The organism is Haloferula chungangensis, from assembly GCF_042664875.1.
Lineage (GTDB): Bacteria > Verrucomicrobiota > Verrucomicrobiia > Verrucomicrobiales > Akkermansiaceae > Haloferula > Haloferula chungangensis.
Genome location: NZ_JBHTBS010000003.1, coordinates 360791 through 378646, shown reverse-complemented (window position 1 = coordinate 378646; position 17856 = coordinate 360791). Strand labels below are relative to the sequence as shown.

16 protein-coding genes are annotated in these 17856 nt (G+C 59.3%); 6 read left to right on the top strand and 10 right to left on the bottom strand.

The genetic code is table 11. The annotated features are described in order from the left end of the window. Positions 1-13: 13 nt before the first annotated feature. The 6 genes from ACFQY0_RS08245 to ACFQY0_RS08220 form a co-directional block, all read right to left on the bottom strand. Positions 14-1141, bottom strand: a complete 1128-nt coding sequence (locus tag ACFQY0_RS08245; RefSeq protein ID WP_379711238.1) for a phosphopentomutase — start codon at positions 1139-1141, stop codon at positions 14-16. A 105-nt stretch (positions 1142-1246) separates the two neighbouring features. Next, on the bottom strand, positions 1247-3469 hold the full coding sequence (locus ACFQY0_RS08240; protein WP_379711236.1) for a hypothetical protein: 2223 nt from the start codon (positions 3467-3469) through the stop codon (positions 1247-1249). A 38-nt stretch (positions 3470-3507) separates the two neighbouring features. Continuing rightward, positions 3508-5496, bottom strand: a complete 1989-nt coding sequence (locus ACFQY0_RS08235) for a BatA domain-containing protein (RefSeq protein WP_379711235.1) — start codon at positions 5494-5496, stop codon at positions 3508-3510. 94 nt (positions 5497-5590) lie between these two features. Further along, the gene (locus tag ACFQY0_RS08230) at positions 5591-5950 is read right to left on the bottom strand and encodes a four helix bundle protein (protein WP_379711234.1); all 360 of its coding nucleotides are present in this window, start codon (positions 5948-5950) and stop codon (positions 5591-5593) included. Positions 5951-5999: 49 nt separating this feature from the next. Further along, positions 6000-6896, bottom strand: coding sequence for a DUF58 domain-containing protein (locus ACFQY0_RS08225; protein ID WP_379711232.1), 897 nt, complete (start codon positions 6894-6896; stop codon positions 6000-6002). After that, positions 6893-7936, bottom strand: a complete 1044-nt coding sequence (locus ACFQY0_RS08220) for an AAA family ATPase (RefSeq protein WP_379711230.1) — start codon at positions 7934-7936, stop codon at positions 6893-6895. The genes ACFQY0_RS08225 and ACFQY0_RS08220 overlap by 4 nt, the downstream gene beginning before the upstream one ends. Positions 7937-8177: 241 nt before the next feature. On the opposite strand from ACFQY0_RS08220, the gene rpsM reads away from it, so the two are divergent. The 6 genes from rpsM (at position 8178) to ACFQY0_RS08190 (ending at position 14621) form a co-directional block, all read left to right on the top strand. Then, positions 8178-8546: a 30S ribosomal protein S13 gene (rpsM, locus tag ACFQY0_RS08215; RefSeq protein ID WP_379711227.1), complete on the top strand. Its 369-nt coding sequence runs from the start codon at positions 8178-8180 to the stop codon at positions 8544-8546. A 30-nt stretch (positions 8547-8576) separates the two neighbouring features. After that, positions 8577-9182: a 30S ribosomal protein S11 gene (gene rpsK / locus ACFQY0_RS08210; protein ID WP_379711224.1), complete on the top strand. Its 606-nt coding sequence runs from the start codon at positions 8577-8579 to the stop codon at positions 9180-9182. A gap of 20 nt (positions 9183-9202) precedes the next feature. Further along, positions 9203-9814: a 30S ribosomal protein S4 gene (rpsD, locus tag ACFQY0_RS08205; protein WP_379711220.1), complete on the top strand. Its 612-nt coding sequence runs from the start codon at positions 9203-9205 to the stop codon at positions 9812-9814. Between the two features lie 309 nt (positions 9815-10123). Then, a complete protein-coding gene (gene zwf, locus ACFQY0_RS08200) occupies positions 10124-11656 on the top strand; it encodes a glucose-6-phosphate dehydrogenase (RefSeq protein WP_379711217.1) in 1533 nt (510 codons plus the stop codon). Between the two features lie 12 nt (positions 11657-11668). Further along, on the top strand, positions 11669-12754 hold the full coding sequence (locus tag ACFQY0_RS08195) for a glucose-6-phosphate dehydrogenase assembly protein OpcA (RefSeq protein ID WP_379711214.1): 1086 nt from the start codon (positions 11669-11671) through the stop codon (positions 12752-12754). A 142-nt stretch (positions 12755-12896) separates the two neighbouring features. Then, positions 12897-14621: a diflavin oxidoreductase gene (locus ACFQY0_RS08190; RefSeq protein ID WP_379711211.1), complete on the top strand. Its 1725-nt coding sequence runs from the start codon at positions 12897-12899 to the stop codon at positions 14619-14621. A 93-nt stretch (positions 14622-14714) separates the two neighbouring features. On the opposite strand, the gene ACFQY0_RS08185 is transcribed toward ACFQY0_RS08190, so the two are convergent. The 4 genes from ACFQY0_RS08185 to ACFQY0_RS08170 are packed head-to-tail and all read right to left on the bottom strand — an operon-like array spanning position 14715 to position 17836. Next, positions 14715-15641, bottom strand: a complete 927-nt coding sequence (locus ACFQY0_RS08185) for a sugar phosphate isomerase/epimerase family protein (protein WP_379711209.1) — start codon at positions 15639-15641, stop codon at positions 14715-14717. A 38-nt stretch (positions 15642-15679) separates the two neighbouring features. Further along, positions 15680-16348: a 16S rRNA (cytidine(1402)-2'-O)-methyltransferase gene (rsmI, locus tag ACFQY0_RS08180; protein ID WP_379711207.1), complete on the bottom strand. Its 669-nt coding sequence runs from the start codon at positions 16346-16348 to the stop codon at positions 15680-15682. Positions 16349-16390: 42 nt separating this feature from the next. Then, on the bottom strand, positions 16391-16894 hold the full coding sequence (locus ACFQY0_RS08175; RefSeq protein ID WP_379711205.1) for an LPS assembly lipoprotein LptE: 504 nt from the start codon (positions 16892-16894) through the stop codon (positions 16391-16393). A gap of 15 nt (positions 16895-16909) precedes the next feature. Then, complete coding sequence (locus ACFQY0_RS08170) at positions 16910-17836, bottom strand: tetratricopeptide repeat protein (protein ID WP_379711203.1); 927 nt, start codon at positions 17834-17836, stop codon at positions 16910-16912. Positions 17837-17856 lie beyond the last annotated feature (20 nt).

The window sequence follows — 17856 nt, the reverse complement described above, 5'->3', positions numbered from 1 at the left end:
TATAACAAATGTTTTACGTGTCCAGTTGGAAGTATTTTCCGACCAGTGTGGCCACTTGCGTAAAATCGGGTGAGTGAGTGGGTTTGCTCGGTGGATTCAGGGTGAGAAGGGGAACTTGCTCACGGGTGTGGTCGGTGCCGGGGTGGTAGGGGTCGTTGCCGTGGTCGGCGGTAATGAGGAGGAAATCGTCGCCGACTTTCGGGAGAAAACTGCCGAGCCAGACGTCGAACTCACGCAGGCAGTTGGCGTAGCCTTCGGGATCGCGGCGGTGGCCGAAGTGCATGTCGAAATCGACCAGGTTGGCGAAGATAAAGCCGACTTTTTGCGCGGCCCAAATTCGGTCGATGGTGGCCATGCCATCGCTGTTAGATTTTGTGGGGTGGGATTCGCTGATGCCGGATCCGGCGAAGATGTCGGAGATCTTGCCGACGCCGACGCTTGGGATTCCCGAGTTCTGGAGGCGGTTGAGAATCGTTGGAAGCGGTTGCAGCGAGTAGTCGTGGCGATTGGAAGTGCGTTGGAAGCTGGTGGCGTCTTCGCCGATGAAGGGGCGGGCGATGACGCGACCGATGCGGATGCCTCTTCGGTCGAGGACGTCGCGGGCGCTTTGGCAGAGCTGATAGAGCCGTTCGAGTCCGAAGTGCTCTTCGTGCGCGGCGATCTGGAGCACGGAGTCGGCGCTGGTGTAAACGATCGGCTTTCCGGTGCGGATGTGCTCCTCACCGAGTTGCTTGATGATTTCAGTGCCGGAGGCGGCGAAGTTGCCGATGAAGGAAGTGTCGGCGGATTTGCCGATCTCTTCTAACAGGTCATCGGGAAAGCTCTCGAAGGTGGCGAAAGGTTCGTCGAGAACGTTTCCCGCAATCTCCCAGTGGCCGGTGGTGGTGTCCTTGCCGACGGAGGTCTCGCACATCGAGCTGTGGGCGGCGTTTTCAAGAACAGGCGAGCTGAGCGGGAACTCGGGATCGAACGAACGCATGACTTCGTAAAGACCGAGCGAGGCGAGGTTCGGGAGCTCGAAATCAGGGATGCGCGCAAAGAGATGGCCGAGGGTGTTCGATCCGGCATCGCCGAAGTCGGCGGCATCGGGCGCATGGCCGCAGCCAACGGAGTCGAGGACGATGCAAAGGGCTCGCGGCATGGGATGAGGATGGCATGCGAAATGCCGTCCGGAAAGCCACAAGGAGCAGCGACTTTAGTCGCTGGTTTTGGATGGTTTCAGCGACTGAAGTCGCGGCTCCTTGGCTTAGAAATTCCCGTTCAGTTTCCGTCCTGTCCAGAAGATGGCGAGGAGGAGAATGAGCAGCGTGACGGTGATCCAATGCGACCACAGAGCCAGACGGTTCTCGATTGGACGAGGCTCGGGAAGAGCGCGGATTTCACGGATCAGTTCGGGAAGCTGGATGGAAGTGAGCATCCGGCCACGGGCGATGCGCGCCATTTCCTCAAGCACGTCGGGCCGTGCGGGTTGGCCGACTTTTTCGAGCTCGATGCCTTGGGCCAATAACGTGGCTTCGACGGCGTCATTTTCGCTGCCTTCGATGCGTGCGACGAGCTTCCATTCGCCGGGTTGATCGATCTTGATGCGTCCGGTGAAGGAGCCCCAGGCGGTGTCGTTTTTCTCAAGACTGATGCGCTGCGAACTGCCGTCGGGAAGCAGCGCGTCAATCAACACGCTGCCGTCCTCAAGCGGCGCACCATTTTCGTCGAAGGCGTTGGCATTGAGAGTGACGATGTCGCCGGGGGCCGGGCGCTCGGGGGAGAAGTAGAGGCGGACGCGTTGTCCTGCTGCCATGTTCCGTTGATAGGACATCCAGCGTGCGACCTGGCCCCAGAAGCGGTAGTGGTACTTGTCCTCCACGCCGCGCCGCCAGCGCCAGGCGGAGTCGATGCCCATGTAAAGCACTTTGCCATTGCCGGCGGTGCTTGTGACGATGATCGGTGTCGGACCGAAGTTGGTCCGACGGTTGGCGTGGACGGCAAGAACTTCAGTGCCGCCTTTGGCTTTGAGTGCGGCGGCGTGCCAGTAGAAGCCGGGGAGCGACCGCCAGACCTGCGGGTTGGTTTCCTCGGTATCGGCGAGCAAGGTGAGCAACGAGCCGCGTCCTTCGCCCGTGAGTTCCAGAGGAGAAGCCACGGGATCGACGATGCCTTCCGGCTTTTCTGCATCGAAAACCACCGGAATCAGTTCACCCAGCGGACTATCTAACAGGCTCCGCTGATTTCCTTTCGACCCGGGAAGAAAGACCACGCCGCTGGCCTGGCTTTCGACGAGTCCCTTGATGAGTTCGCACTGGTCCTTGGTGAGTTGACCGGGCTCCACTCCGACATCGCCGAGGATGACGACGTCGTACTTCGCCAGGTCTTCAGGTTTCTCGGGGAACTCCTGAATGTAATCGGGACCGTCGCCCATGCCGAGTTGGGGATGGAAGAGCAGGCAGGAAAGTTCGACGCCCGGATCGCGGGAGAGGGCGTTGCGGAGATAGCGGTATTCCCAGCGGGGCAGGGATTCAATCACCAGCACCTTGATCGATTCGGGTCGACCGGAGAGGGTGAACTTGCGGGCATTGTTCGCTTCGACGCGTTCGCCCTCGGCAACAGGGAGCGAAAGCTCCAGGGTAGAGGATCCCTCGGAGTCGATTTGCCAGAGAATCGACTCGTAGGTTTCTTCGCCGGGGGGAAGAACGAGTTCTTTGGTCTTCTCGCGACCGGCTTCGTCCCGCAGGCGGACAATGGTCCGGACCTCGCGATCCAGCGAGGACCGCACGGTGAAAGGGATCTGCACTTTTTCACCGACGATGCCGTAGGTCGGCGCGGTGACGGATATCAGATCGAGGTCTGGCAATCGACGGTTGCTGCCGACGGGGATGGTGAATAGAGGAACGCCACGCTGGAGAAGTTTTTGGGCTGCAACGACCGGCGGTTGACCGAGATTGAAATCGCCATCCGACCAGAGCACGACAGCCCGCAGGTTGCTTTCGCTTTCCAACAGATCGATGACGGGTTGCGAAAGGTCGGTGCCGGCAAGCTTCGAGTCATCGCTCGGCGGTGCGGCGATTTCACGCGTGAGGATCTCGTTCGAATCGTCGGCGCTGAGTGAGTCGAGAAAATCGTCATTGATGACTGCGTCGACCCATTTGCTACGGGTGACGACCGTGCGCTGGGCATCGATGTTTTCCGGAAGTTCGGCGTCGAGCGTGCTCATCGAGCCGGACGCGTCGACGAGCAGGGCGATGCGTGGCTTGGTGTCGGGATCGACGACGGTCAGCCATTCGGGTTTCCACAAGCACAGGACGACGAGCAAGGTGATGAGGAAGCGCAGAGCTTCTAACAGGCCGGTGCGGAGCCGGTGGGCGCTGCGTCGCCAGGAGATCACGCAGAGGACGCCGATGGCGATCAAGGCAATCAGGCCGAACGCCAAAGTCAGCGGCGTGGGCGAGAAGTGCAGGTGATGGAGATTGAATGACAAGGCGTTGTCAGGGATGGAAGATTGGAAAAAGGCGGGAATCAGCGGGCGTGTTGAACCGGTGGACGTGGGCTCGTGTGGGTGGCGACGGGTTTACCCGGCAGGCAGAGGAGCGCTTCGGAGAGCAGGAAGAAAAGCATGGCGATGAGGAAGCCACGCCAGATGCCTCGCGAAACGTTCTCACGGCCGGAGCTGCTGGTGTCTTCGAAAAGCGAGAAGTCCGTGCCTTCCATGAGGCCTGTTAGGGCGCTGCGCTCGATGACGTCGGGGATGTCTTCCGAGGCGGGGCGGTTGATGGCAAGTGTGCGCTCACCGAGCTTCTGGATGCCGGCCAGGTACTCCGGCTCGGCTTTGGCATCGCTGCCATAGTCGTCGAGACGTTCGCGAATTTCATCAGCTTTCACTTCGGCGACGGAGCTTCCCACGGTGGCGAGGTAGCCGGAATCAAAGCGCTCGGCACCGGCGAGGACGGCGCGCTGAACCGCAGGGAGAAGCACATCGGCATCGCCGAGGTTTGACCAGGTGTAGTCGGGTAGTGACCCGATGAACCAGGCGGTGCCGCGACCGACGACGCGTCGGACGAGGAAGGCCTGGGTGTCGTCCCAGCGGGCGAGCACGGAGGCTTCACCTTCCGGGATCCGGCGTTTGACCGCGCGGAGACGGTCGGCGGGGACGGGCGTTCCGTCGATGCCATCGCGGAGGAGACCATCGTCGTGGTCCCAGCTGTCGAGGATGAAGAACTGGTCTCTTTCGGCGACTCCCACGGCGGACCAACTGATGTCGAGGAAGCTGTTGTCCGAGTCGGCGCTGGGGGGAAAGAAAATGACTTGGCCACCTTCGCTGAGGAAGCGTTCCAGTTCGGCGGCGATGGGGCCGCTGGGGAGAGGTTCCGCCCAGAGGATGGCGGACTGGTCGGCGGTAACGAGCGAGGCGGCGGCAGCGCCTTGGATGGTATCCGCGCTCTGTCCTCCGAAGCCATCGGGGGCGGCGGCGAGGTCGAGGTAACTTGCGGCTTCCCCGGCAGCGACGACGCTGGATTTGACCGGTCGAGCCGGACCGTAGGCGTAGAAGGCGACGTTGTCGCGCGGGTTGCCATCGCCGGGAATCGAGACCCAACCGTGTCCGTGGTCATCGGGAGAGGGCAGCGGAATGGTTTTGATGAAGCGCATTTCCTGACCGGGGATGGTAACGCTTTCGGTGGTCCGGGCACCATTGATGTTGATGGTGACAGGAAGATTAAGGGGGCTCCTGGCATCGCCGCCACGAGCGATGCGCAGGTCGAGGAGGAGGTTCGTGCCGGATCTGCGGGACGAGAGGATCTGAATGGTTTGATTGTCGGCGTTTTCTCCGCCGAGCGCGAGAACGCGGACACGCGGCTGCTGCTGCAGGGATGTTAGAGAGGCGCGGACGGAATCCCAGCGGCTGTCGTTGGCCGACCAGTTGGTGCTTTGCAGATCGGAAGCGACCCAGATTTCGGCGCGACCCGGAGTCTCCGCGAGAAACTCCGCAGCGGTGGAAAGAAGGCCGGGGAGGTCGGCTTTGGTGTCGGTGACGGCGGTCGCGGAAAGCTCGGCAAGAACATCGGGCGAGGGGACGTCTTGAGGAATGCCGGAAGCACTGTCGATGAGCACGAGTCGGGTGCCTTCGAGATCGGCAAAGGCGTCGCGGAGGCGCTGGAGCGAGAGTTCGCGACGCGGGATGGTGCCATTTTTCGGATTGGCTTCCATGCTGGCCGAGCGATCGAAGATGAGGACGATGAGATCGGGCTTTCCACTGCCGAGTCCGAAGAACTTGCTGACCACCGGGACAGCCGCCGCAAAGATGAGGGCGGCAATGCCGAGAGCGCGGCAGGTGAGAATGAGGATGTGGCGCAGGCGCTTCTTGCCGCGGGACTCGCGGGTTGCCTTCAGCAAAAACTGCATCGCCGCCCACTGGACCGTCCGGTGGCGACGGCGATTGAGCAGGTGGATGATGATGGGGATCGAGACTGCGAACAGTCCCCAGAGCATCGCTGACTGTAGGAAGAACACGTGAGGCTAGGTGAGAGGGCGGGTGAGGTGGCGGGAACAAATTCCAATGATCAATTTTCCAATGCCAAAACGGAAATGTATAAAGTGCGGGGTTTCATTGAGAGGAGCCGTGGATTTTCGAGAAGATGCGGACGAGTTCGTCGGCTTCTTTGAAATGAATGCGGAGATCGGATTTGGCTTCGGTCGTAGTACTGGTCGAGCCAAGAAGTCGTAGCCAGAGCTTCGATTCGCCCGATTCCTTTTTGCAGATTCCGATTCGGTGGAAGAAATCGGCTTTGGAGAATGCGTTGTTGGCTTCGGTGTAAATGGCCGCGACGGAACCCGATGAGCGTAGGACTTGCTTGATGTCGGTCCACTGGTCCGGCGTCCATTTGTGCCTCGCGATACAGAGTCGGATTTGCAGCGCGAACTGGAATGTACGTTCCTCAAGGTCATATTTGGGATCTTCTTCCATCTGAACTCATCCGTTTTGGCATTGGAAAATTGATCATTGGAAATTGGCTTCAGCGCCCTCCCTTCTTCGGCAGGCGCGCTGTTAGGAATTCGCGGAGGAGCGGCTCAAGAGCCGTGTCGGTCGGGACAAGTTGGTAGTCCGCATTGGCGTCGTGGCACTTGGCACGGACGGAGCTCATGAATTCGTTGAGGGCCTGATGGTATTCATCGACGACGAGGGTCGGTTCGACGACGACCGAGGTGCCGTCTTCCATGTCGACAAAGCGGTGAGGGCGCTCGAACTCAAAAGAGAGTTCCTGCGGGTCCATCAGGTGGAAGACGGAGATGTCGTGCTTTCGATAACGGAGGTGCTGGAGCGCTTCGGAAAAGCCCTCGGGTTCGGTGAAGAGGTCGGAGAGGATGACGACAAAGGCGCGCTGGCCGATCTTTTCGGCGATCTGATGAAGAGCCGGGACGAGTCCGGTTTCGCCTTCGGGTTCGAGGGTGCGCAGCGTTTCGAAAATCCGCTGAAGGTGGGCCGGGCGGCGGCTCGGTGGGACTTCGAGGTGAAGCTTTTCCGTGCAGACGGAGAGTCCGGCGGCGTCGCCCTGGTTGACTAACAGGTAGGAAAGCGAGGCGGCAATGCGGCGCGCGAAGGCGACTTTGGATTCGCCCTGGCCTGCGAAATTCATCGAGCCGGAGGCATCGACGACAAAGTAAGCGCGCAAGTTGGTGTCGGCTTCGAATTCCTTGATGTAGAATCGATCGGAGCGCGCGAAGGCTTTCCAATCGAGGCGGCGGGTGTCGTCGCCGGGGACGTATTTCCGATACTCGGCGAATTCGACCGACGAGCCACGGTGTGGCGAACGGTGTCGGCCGGCCATGCTTCCCATCATCGGGACACGCGACTCCACCGGCAACGCGCCGAGGCGTGAGAGGAGCTCGCTATCTAGGAAATCGTAGGTCATGCGTCCCGCATTTCCGATATGAGACGTTCGACGACTTTCTTGGAAGTCATGCCCTGGGACTCGGCGGCGAAGTTGGTGATCACGCGGTGGCCGAGGACGGAGGGAGCGACGGCTTCGAGGTCATCCATGCTGGCCATGTAGTTTCCTCGCAGGGCGGCTCGGGCTTTCGCGCCGAGGATGAGATACTGGACGGCACGCGGTCCGGCACCCCAGGCGACGAGGTCGCGGACCCATTGGGGCGACTCGCTGGCGGCGGGGCGCGTTTTGCGGACGATCGAAACGGCGTAGTCGTAGAGATGCTCGGGCACCGGGACACGGCGGACGAGGGACTGGAAGGCGAGCACGCGTTCGCCATTGAGAAGGTGCTCAAGTTTGGCGACGGCCGAGCCGGTGGTGGCACGGGCGATCTGCTTTTCTTCCTCGGCACTCGGATAGTCGACTTCGATGAGGAACATGAAGCGGTCGAGTTGGGCTTCGGGAAGCGGGTAGGTGCCTTCTTGCTCAACCGGGTTCTGGGTCGCGAGGACAAAGAACGGCGGCTTGAGTTCGTAGGTGCGGCCGAGGACGGTGACCTTGAGCTCCTGCATCGCCTCGAGCATGGCCGACTGGGTCTTGGCCGGGGCGCGGTTGATTTCGTCGGCAAGGACGATGTTGGAAAATACGGGTCCCTTGACGAATTCGAACTCCCTTTTGCCGCCGACACCGGATTCCTGGATGATGTCGGTGCCGGTGATGTCGGCAGGCATCAAGTCGGGAGTGAACTGGATGCGGTTGAAGGAAAGATCGAGTGTCTGGGCGACCGACGAGACGAGCAGGGTCTTGGCCAGACCGGGAACCCCCATCAGCAGGGCGTGGCCACGGGCAAAGAGGCAGATGGCGAGGCGTTCGATAACTTCCTCCTGACCGATGATCGCTTTCCCCAGTTCCGCCTTGAGGGCGGCGTAGGTTTTCCCGAGCTCGTCGATCGCAGCGACATCATCTGGAGGGAGTTGATTTTCGGAGGTGGCGGGTGCGGGCGGGTCGGCGAGAGTATCTTCCATGTTTTGGGGACTTACAGACTGCAAGCGAAGCTAGAGCTGGGCTTTGTTTTGTCGAGTCGGATGAAGGACAGGAGCCGAATCGGCGGGGGGATTGGGGAAATTAGGAAAAATCGTCGGTAAATTATCGATTTCCCACTTGTCAGCCCCCAATCCTCTGCTAAACAGCCCGCCCGCTCCGCTGTAAGCAACGGCTACCTGCCGTTTTTACCGTGATTGCGGAACCGCTCACACAAAGAGTCCCATGGCACGAATTTTCGGTATCGAAATCCCCAACGAGAAGCGCATCGAGGCGTCGCTCCACTACATCTATGGAATCGGACACAACACAGCTGTCCGCATTCTTGATCAGGCTGGCATTGACCCTAACCTCCGCACAGGTCAACTGAGCGAAGATCAGCTGGTGAAGATCGGCACGGTTATTCAAAGCGAAGGCATCATCATTGAAGGTGACCTGCGCCGCGAAAAGCAGTCGCAACTCAAGCGTCTCACTTCCATCAACTGCGTTCGCGGAATTCGCCACAAGCGTGGTCTTCCAGTTCGTGGCCAACGCACTCGCACCAATGCACGCACCCGTAAGGGCAAGCGTCGCACCATGGGTGTTAAGAAATAATCAGGACTAAGATCCAACTAATCATCCAAGATGGCTGACGAAGAAACGAAGAACGAAACTCCGGCTGCAGAGGCTCCGGAAGAAACCGCTGCTGCCGCAGCTCCTGCTGCGGAGTCCACCGAGACTCCTAAGGCTGCTGAAGCTGAAAAAGCTGCTGAAGCTCCCAAGGCTGAAGAAGCTGCAGTCGCTGAAGGCGGTCACAAGAAGGAAGAGAAGCGCGACATTTTTGCTGAGATCGCTGGTGCCGAAGAGGGCCAGATCAAGATCCACAAGGCGAAGAAGTCGAAGAACGTCACCAAGGGTATCGTTCACGTCACCGCCACTTTCAACAACACCATCGTCACCGTGACCGATGCGACCGGCAATACGATCGGTTGGTCGACCGCTGGCAAGATGGGCTTCCGTGGTTCACGTAAGAGCACTGCCTACGCCGCCCAGGTGGTATCGCAGGATGCTTGCCGCCAAGCCATGGGTCACGGCCTCAAGGAAGCTGAAGTCCGCGTCAAGGGACCTGGTTCCGGTCGTGAGTCTGCCGTCCGTGCCGTCCAAGGTCTGGGTGTTGACATCCTTGCGATCAACGACGTCACCTCAATCCCACACAACGGCTGCCGCCCGAAGAAGGCCCGCCGCGTATAATCTACGAACTTTTCTGACTCATGGCACGTTACACAGGTCCCCGCGCAAAGATCAGCCGCCGTTTTGGTGTGGCTCTCTTTGGCTCATCCAAGGCGCTTGAACGCCGCAATTTCCCACCGGGCCAGCACGGTCTCCGCGCAGGTCGTAAAAAGAAGAGCGATTACTCGATCGCCCTCGGTGAAAAGCAAAAGCTTCGTTTCCAATACGGTGTGCTCGAAAAGCAGTTCCGTGGATACTACGAAGAAGCAGCAAGTCGCCGTGGCATTACCGGTGAGATCCTTCTTCAGTTGCTCGAGACTCGTCTCGACAACGTTTGCTACCGCCTCGGCTTCGGCAACACCCGCGCTGCGGCTCGCCAGCTTGTCAATCACGGCCATGTGCTCGTGAATGACCAGAAGGTCGACATCGCCAGCTATCAGGTGAAGCCTGGTGACAAGATCAAGATCGGTGGCAAGCCATCCGCTCAGCAGCTTGCGCTTCGCATGATGGACCTGACTCAGTCGGTGCCACTCGTCGATTGGCTTACCCTTGATCGCGAAAGCATGGTCGGCGTTGTCGAGCGTGTTCCAGAGCGTTCCGACATCGATCCGCTCGTCAACGAGCAGCTCATCGTCGAACTTTACTCGCGTTAATCGGTTCTCCGATTTCAGATTTCAAAGACGCCCGGAGGAAACTCCGGGCGTTTTTGTGTTTATGAGGCGTCGCGTCGGGTAAAAGGCTGCGCCTCAGGCGATGGTTCGAAGAGGGTGATGGAGATCTGAGGTCTTGAGGAGAGGGTGTGCTGGGGTAGTGCTGAGGCTGCATGGTGGCGGGTGACCAATTGGTGACCCGTTTTTCGTCGGGATTTCGAGGGGTGGCGGGCTTCATTGTTGCTGTGATCGAAATTCATGCCCATTTCACTTCCACCCAAGGCTTGGATGAGGCAAACCGCTGGTCCGCAAATGAGTAATCCTTTCCGCGAAGATCTGGTCTCCCGTAGTCGTCCTCAACCCTGCACCGTTGTCATCTTCGGTGCCACCGGGGATTTGACCCACCGCAAACTGGTTCCGGCCCTTTACAACCTCGCGGTTGATGGGGAACTGCCGCCAGGTGTGAAAATCCTCGGCTTTGCCCGTCGCGACAAGAGCGACGAGGAATTCCGTAGCGGTCTGGAAGAACTGAACCGAAAGGTTTCTCGCAGCGGTCACGATGAAGAGCTGTGGTCGAGCTTCGTGCAGAACATTCACTACCATCAGAGCGAGTTCACTGATGCCGAGGGCTACAAGCGCTTGGCGGAGCGGCTCGATGAGATCGATCGCGAACGCGGAGGGAAGGGCAATCACCTGTTCTACATCGCGAGTGCTCCCGAGTTCTTTGACGACATCCTCGAGCAATTGAAGGCCGCCGGTCTGAGCAAGGCGGCGGAAGGATGCTGGTCGCGCGTGATTGTCGAGAAGCCGTTTGGAACGGACCTCGCGACCGCCCAGCATCTGAATCAGGTGGTGAATCGGACGTTCGAGGAAAAGGACACTTACCGGATCGACCACTACCTTGGCAAAGAAACCGCTCAGAACCTGATGGTGCTGCGCTTTGCGAACGCGATTTTTGAGCCATTGTGGAACAGCCGCTACATCGATCAGATTCAGATTACCTGTTCGGAGAATCTCGGCATGGAAGGTGGCCGCGGCGGTTACTACGACAAGGCCGGAGCGCTGCGCGACATGGTTCAGAACCACTTGTTGCAGCTCTTGAGCTTGGTAGCGATGGAGCCGCCGACTGATTTGAGTGCCGATGGGGTGCGGGATGAGAAGGTGAAAGTGATTCGTTCGCTGCGCCAGTGGGATACTCCGGAAAAGGTTGCCAAGAATGTGGTGCGTGCCCAGTACACGGCGGGCCACGTCGATGGGCGATCGGTGCCAGGATACCGCGAAGAAGACCGGGTGGATCCCGAAAGCATGACCGAAGCCTACGTGGCGGTGCGCTTGATGATCGATACCTGGCGCTGGAGCGGCGTGCCGTTCTACATCCGGATGGGCAAGCAGCTGCCGAAGAAGGCAACGGAAATTTCGGTGCACTTCAAGGCGCCCCCTTGCGTGCTCTTCAATGCGCTTCCCGGGGGCGTTCCCGGCGGCAACGTGCTGGTGATTCGGATTCAACCGGATGAAGGGATTTCACTTCGCATGGTTTCAAAGATCCCGGGCACGAGCCTGCGGCTGGAGCCGGTGAAGATGGATTTCCATTACTCGACGAGTTTTGGAAAAGGCAGCCCGGAGGCCTACGAGCGATTGCTACTCGATGCCATGGCGGGGGACGCGACCTTGTTCGCCCGGCGCGACGAAGTGGAGGAAGCCTGGCGCTTCATCGACCACATCGAACACGCCTGGCACCAGAGCGACAATCCACCTCCGATGGCCGAATTCGTGGCCGGAACCTGGGGTCCGAAAGAAGCGGATGATCTGCTGAAGGAAGATGGTCACGAGTGGCGCCGACTTTAATTTCCCAGAGCGATGAACGAAACGTTATCCATACACCCCGAACTCGGCCGCGAGGTGCCGATCGGTGGCATCGATAAGGAACTGCACAAGCTCTGGGCCGAGGACGATGCCCGGACCAATGCCTCGCTGGTGAATCTGGCCGTCTACTCCGAGAAACCGGGATCTCTCGTGGAAAACTCCGAGGCGATGCGCGAACTGACTCGTGAGCACGCCTGCCGCGCCTTGCTGGTCGGCATCGACCGGAGCGTAGAGGAGACTTCGATCAAAGCGTGGATCACCGCGCATTGCCACCTTTCCCACGGGCAAAAGTCGGTTTGCTGCGAGCAATTGTCGTTTGCTCTGACAGGGCGCGCGACGGGTCGTCTGCGCAACACCGTATTTGCTCACCTGAACTCGGATCTGCCGCTGATACTCTGGTGGCAGGGTGAGTTGAGCCCCATTTTTTCCGAACGCTTCTACAGTTTGATCGATCGGTTTGTTTTCGATAGCTCCGAGTGGTCAAATCCTCAGGAGTCGTTTGGAAAGGTGGCCGAAGCGATGGAGGGATCGAGTCGGATTGTTCCTCAGGACCTCTCCTGGACGCGGAGTTTTCAGTTCCGCGTCTCCGTGGCGGCCCTTTTCGATGATCCTGTCGCTTTGGATGCTCTGGACTCCGTCGAATCGGTCGAGATTCGCCATCACCCCGCGAACCGGATGACGGCGCTGCAGTTGCTGGCGTGGCTGGTGGTGCAGGCAAAATGGCGTGATGGACTGGAACTCGATCTTGCCGACAAGCGTCAGGACGAAGGTGCGAGAAGCTATTCTTTCGAAACCTCAGCGGGCAGCGCGGTCAGGGCGATCCTCGTGGCGGACGAGTCTTCGTCGCCGCTGGGTTCCCTGGTGATCCGGGCGGGAGACGTCACCATCGAGGTCATCCGCGAGACGGGTTCGAGCCACCTGCTTCGCCGCGTCGCCGCTCCCGGCCATGTCTCGGAGTCCCCTGGACCGGTCGATTCCGACAATCCCGTGGAATCCGTGGGCGAGCAACTATCGCGGGGAGGAAAAAACTCGCTCTATCGCAAAATTCTCCCACGATTTCAGCAACTTCTCGCGGATTGATGGGGCCTCATGAATGCCATTCAGGTCCCAATCGAGCGAAATGCATGAATTCAGCCCCTGTTCTGGCGTGAAACGCGCTTGAACGGTCAACCCTATAGTCCATTGTCCGCGGCCCGCCGCCGGTGGTTTTTTTTCTACTAAAATGATCAAGCTTCCAGAAGACGCCCCATTTTCACCCGAACAGCGCGCATGGCTTGAGGAATTCCTCAGTGAGGCCCTCGCCGGTGGTGCTACCGCATCGGCTCCAGCCGGTCCAACCGTGCCCGTAACCGTCCTCTGGGGTTCCCAGACCGGGAATGCCGAGAGCTTGTCCAAGCAGTTGATGAAGCGGATGAAGAAGGGCGGTTTCGAACCCGAGGTTCACGACATGGCGACCTACGATCGCAGCCGACTTCCTCAGGAAAAGAACCTGCTGATCATTACTTCGACCTATGGAGACGGTGAGCCGCCGGATAATGCCGAAGAACTCTACAACTGGATCCTCAGCGACGAGGCTCCGAAGATGGAAGGCGTCAGCTACTCGGTGCTTGCCTTGGGCGACACCAACTATCCGGATTTCTGCAAGTGCGGCATCGATTTCGACCTGCGTCTCGAAGCGCTCGGCGCGAGCCGGATCTCGGCACGGGTCGATAGCGACGTCGATTTCGATGATCCCTTCAAAGAGTGGTCGGATGCGGTGATCGGGGCCTTGGCTCCAGCGGGTCAGCCGTCATCAAGCAATGGAGAAGTTCTTGATCAAGTCGAAGAGGGCTATTCCAAGAAGCATCCCTTCCCATCGACGATTCTCAAGAACTACAACCTCAACACGGGTGGTGAGAAGGAGACCTACCATGTGGAGATCTCATTAGATGGCTCGGACTTGAGCTACGAGGTGGGTGATGCGCTTGGTGTCTTTCCGACGAATCCCCCTGAAGTGGTCGACGAGATCCTTGAGAACCTTGCTTTCCGCACCAATGCGGAAGTCGAGCTTCCCGATGGCCGCGAGGTTTCCCTGCGCGAGGCTTTGATTTCGTTCTATGACATCGGCACGATCAACAAGTCGGTCATCCAGAAATGGCAGCCGAGGAGTGGTTCGCCCTACCTTCGCTCACTTGTCGAAGCTGATGACAAGAAAGCCTTCGAAGACTTTTGCTGGGGTCGCGACCTGATCGATCTCGTCGTTGATCATCCGGCGGATTTCTCGGATGCGGATGAATTCGTCGGCATCCTGAAGAAGCTCCAGCCACGCCTCTACTCGATCGCCTCCAGTCCGAATGCCCATCCGGGTGAAGTGCATCTCTGCGTGGGTATCGTGCGTTACGATTCGCATGGCCGGAAGCGTGGCGGGATCTGTTCGACTTATCTTTCCGATCGTTCCGATGGCACCAATCCGGGCGTATTCGTTCACTCTAACAAGGCCTTCCGTCTTCCCGAAAGCGGGGATACTCCGCTGATCATGGTCGGTCCGGGGACCGGCATCGCGCCTTTCCGAGCTTTCCTCGAAGAGCGCAAGGTTTCGGGTGCCAAGGGTGGCAACTGGTTGCTCTTCGGCAACCCTCACCAGGCGACCGATTTCCTTTATCAGGATGAACTCACCGCCTTCCAGAAGGACGGCACGCTTCAGCGCCTCGACCTGGCATGGTCACGTGACCAGAAGGAGAAGGTCTACGTGCAGAATCTGATGATCGAGCACGGTGCCGAGATGTGGAAGTGGCTTGAGGACGGCGCGGCGTTCTATGTCTGCGGCGATGCGTCACGCATGGCGAAGGACGTGGATGCCGCTCTTCACAAGATTGCCGAAACCCATGGCAAGATGAGTGAGGATGAAGCGAAGGAATTCATCTCCAAGCTGAAGAAGGACAAACGCTACCAGCGGGACGTTTATTGATGCCGCACCCCGTCGGGGTCGTTGATTTGGCCGTGGGCTGAAGTTGAAGTCCACGGCTGCCATGAACCATCCCAAACGGGACGGCGATTGGATTTAGCAGCGCTCCGGGAAGAGGTGTCGCCACACTGCCAGCGCCTCGCGGATCTCAGCGGATTTGCGTGTGGGGGAGAGCTCCCAGGTGAGGGGGCAGTCTTTGGGGAAGTATTCTAACAGCTTCTTGTAGTCCAGTTCACCGGTGAAGGGAACCCGGTGATCGCGGGCGGGCCATTGGACGTCATGGACGTGGGCGCCAATCGTGTAGGGCTGCATGCTTTCAAGCCACTCGCTGTGATCAAGGAGACCGAGGTTGTGCTTGAGTTGGACATGACCGAAGTCGTGCCAGTAGCCGATCCACGGGTGATCGGCGAAGTGCTGCTGGAGGCGCAGCATTTCCCGCTCGGTCGGCATATCTTCGAAGCGCGAGCGGGATTCGATGGCGAGCTTCACCCCGTGCTTTTTGGCGAGTTCGCCGAAATGCTCGAGGGCATCGATGGCGCGCTGATAGTAGAGAGGAGCCACCTTTTCGCGCTTTCTGACGAAGGCAAGCCGCTCAGCGGCGTAGCCGGGAGTGTCGCGTTGACCGTCACCTACCAGGTTCGTCAGCGGTTTGGTCCACTTGGATGATTTGAGCGGCACGGAGCCCATGTGGAGGACGAGATACCTGGCCTTGAACCTGCCGGCGACTTCGAGCGTGCGCTCGGTCATTTCCATGGCGCGTTGACGGTCGAAAGCCCGGTGAGAGGTGAACTCGTAGGCATCCGGCGCGTCGATCATGACCTCGACGGGTGAGGGAAAGTAGTTGTGAACGCCGACGCAGGTGAACTTGCCCTCTTCGAAAGCCTTCTGGATTCCCGGCAGCTTGGTGATGGTCATCCCGTGCGAGAGCTCCAGATGATCGATGCCGAACTCGAGGATCTCGTCGACCATTGCCTCGCCATCGGAGTGGCGGGAGTTGTTCCAGCAGGTTGAGAAAGCGAGCACGTGATGAAGGATTTGGGAGATTTGGAAATTGGGGGCTTTTACTTGCCGGTGATCAGAAAGACAATCTCGCCTTTGGGTGGGTGGCTCCTGAATTGTTCTAACAACTCGCCGGCGGTGCCCCGGTGGTAGGTCTCGAACTTCTTGGTGAGTTCGCGGGCGACACAGCAGCGGGCATCGGGATGGGCTCCCGCAAGGACTTCGAGGGTGGAGACGATGCGATGCGGCGACTCGAAGAAGATGGTGGTCCCCTCAGCCTCGAGACCGGCCTCCATGGCGGCGAGACGTTTTCCCTTTTTTACGGAAAGGAAGCCGTGGAAGTGAAAGGCATGGCAGGGAAAGCCGGATCCGATCAGGGCTGTTAGAACGGCGGAGGGACCGGGGAGGACTTCGAAGGGGATGTCGTTTTCCAGGCACGCCTGGACGAGCCGGTAGCCGGGGTCGGACACGCCAGGCATGCCGGCGTCGGAGATGACGGCGATGGTTTCACCCGATCTGGCAGCTTCGATGAGTTCGGGCAGGCGGCGTTGCTCGTTGTGCTCGTGCAGCGAGATGAGCGGCTTGCCGGTGATCCCGAGGTGGGAGAGCAGCGGGCCGGAGTGGCGGGTGTCTTCGCAAGCGATGCGGTCGGCGGACTTCATGACCTCGACGGCACGCAGGGTGATGTCGTCGCGGTTGCCGATGGGCGTAGGGACGAGGATGAAAGGCATGGGAACGTGCTGGTTTGAGCGGGTCCGGGCCCGTCTCCTGGTTCAGAAGCCGTTGGCGAGACGTGAAACCATTGCTTGGCTGGCACGTTCAAGCGCATCGGGGAGGGCGTTGTTCCGCGAGGTCTGGAGGTTGGAGTCGACGAAGAATCGCGAGACCCCGACGGAGGAGCCACGCGCAAGCACGCGGTTGGCATCGCGGGTATCACGCAGGACCCAGACAATGGTGACGGAGTTCTGGAGCTCTTCAGGACGAAGGGTATCGAGACGCGTCGAGCGAATCTGGGTGTAGTCGATTTCGTGAAGCGTTGCTTCGAGAATGGCGTCGGCATCAGCGCTGGTAGCGATGCGGTAGGTGCCATCCTGCACGAAGGCATCGGTGGCTGCGCTGGTGGCCAGGGTTTCCGCTCTCGGGTGGAGGGTGTCGTTTTTGAACATCGGGATGGCGATGGTCTCGACGTCACGCATGATGGCGGGTTTCACCCCGCCGAGTTGGTAGCCTCCGCAAGAGCTGAGGAGAAGGCAGAGAAGCAGAGAGAAAAAACGCATGGTTGGAGGCATCAATTAGTTTCCTCCGAGGGCATCGAGACGAGCCTTTGACTTGTCGTAGTATTCGCCCGACTTCGAGATGCGCACCACTTCCTGATAGTAGAATTTGGCGGAAGCGATGTTGCCTTTCTTCTCGTAGAACTGAGCAATGTCGTAGGTGTTCTTGATGTCGCGGCTGCCGAGGCTTTTGATCAGGTTGCGTGCTTCGGCGTTGCGTTTGTGTCCGGGGAACTGGCTGAGGTAGTCTTCAAATGCTTCGCGGGCACGATTGAGATTCGCCTGGTCCTGATTTCCCTCCTGGGCCTGCTTCATCAGAATTTCACCGATGCGGAACTGAGCTTCGGGAGCGAGCGGGGAGTCGGGGTAGCCTTCGACCACGCCACGGTAGGCGAGAACGGCTTTGTTGATGTCCTTCCGCTCGGCGTAGATGTCGCCCATCTTGTATTCAGCCCGCGCGCCCAGTGCGGAGCGTGGCGCATTGTCGGCGACTTTCTGAAGCATGCCGGCGATCTTGTCGGGGGCGAGTTTCGATTTCAGGCCGAGGAAGCTGTTCTTGATGTCGCCATCGGCTGCGGCAAAGGCCATTCTTGATTGGGCATCGAGGGCTTCCTGATAGTGACCGCTGCCCTGGTAGCGGGTGATGAGCTCCTGATAGGCATCGAAGGCCTTGAGGGTTTCGCCTTCTTCTTCGAGAAGTTTGGCCTGACGGTAGCGGGCTTCGGAGGCTTTGTTGGCGAGCGGAACGTCGTCGGCGAGTTTGTCGTACTGCTTGATGGCCTTCTTGCGCTTGCCTTGCTGTTCATAAGCTTGCGCCTTTTCGTAAAGGGCGTCGGCGTAGCTATTGTTGACACCACCACCGCTAACCATCGGCGGAAGATCGGAATCGTCGCCACAGGAGGCGAAGAGAGCTGCGGCGGCGAGGAGAAACAATCGGGAGCGCATGGCGGGAAACTAGGAAGTGA

What these genes read in the sequence shown, in the direction of transcription:
- ACFQY0_RS08245 (WP_379711238.1), bottom strand. Translation starts at nt 1,141, where the DNA reads ATGCCGCGAGCCCTTTGCATCGTCCTCGACTCCGTTGGCTGCGGCCAT.
- ACFQY0_RS08230 (WP_379711234.1), bottom strand. Translation starts at nt 5,950, where the DNA reads ATGGAAGAAGATCCCAAATATGACCTTGAGGAACGTACATTCCAGTTC.
- ACFQY0_RS08225 (WP_379711232.1), bottom strand. Translation starts at nt 6,896, where the DNA reads ATGACCTACGATTTCCTAGATAGCGAGCTCCTCTCACGCCTCGGCGCG.
- ACFQY0_RS08220 (WP_379711230.1), bottom strand. Translation starts at nt 7,936, where the DNA reads ATGGAAGATACTCTCGCCGACCCGCCCGCACCCGCCACCTCCGAAAAT.
- rpsM (WP_379711227.1), top strand. Translation starts at nt 8,178, where the DNA reads ATGGCACGAATTTTCGGTATCGAAATCCCCAACGAGAAGCGCATCGAG.
- rpsK (WP_379711224.1), top strand. Translation starts at nt 8,577, where the DNA reads ATGGCTGACGAAGAAACGAAGAACGAAACTCCGGCTGCAGAGGCTCCG.
- rpsD (WP_379711220.1), top strand. Translation starts at nt 9,203, where the DNA reads ATGGCACGTTACACAGGTCCCCGCGCAAAGATCAGCCGCCGTTTTGGT.
- zwf (WP_379711217.1), top strand. Translation starts at nt 10,124, where the DNA reads ATGAGTAATCCTTTCCGCGAAGATCTGGTCTCCCGTAGTCGTCCTCAA.
- ACFQY0_RS08195 (WP_379711214.1), top strand. Translation starts at nt 11,669, where the DNA reads ATGAACGAAACGTTATCCATACACCCCGAACTCGGCCGCGAGGTGCCG.
- ACFQY0_RS08190 (WP_379711211.1), top strand. Translation starts at nt 12,897, where the DNA reads ATGATCAAGCTTCCAGAAGACGCCCCATTTTCACCCGAACAGCGCGCA.
- rsmI (WP_379711207.1), bottom strand. Translation starts at nt 16,348, where the DNA reads ATGCCTTTCATCCTCGTCCCTACGCCCATCGGCAACCGCGACGACATC.
- ACFQY0_RS08175 (WP_379711205.1), bottom strand. Translation starts at nt 16,894, where the DNA reads ATGCGTTTTTTCTCTCTGCTTCTCTGCCTTCTCCTCAGCTCTTGCGGA.
- ACFQY0_RS08170 (WP_379711203.1), bottom strand. Translation starts at nt 17,836, where the DNA reads ATGCGCTCCCGATTGTTTCTCCTCGCCGCCGCAGCTCTCTTCGCCTCC.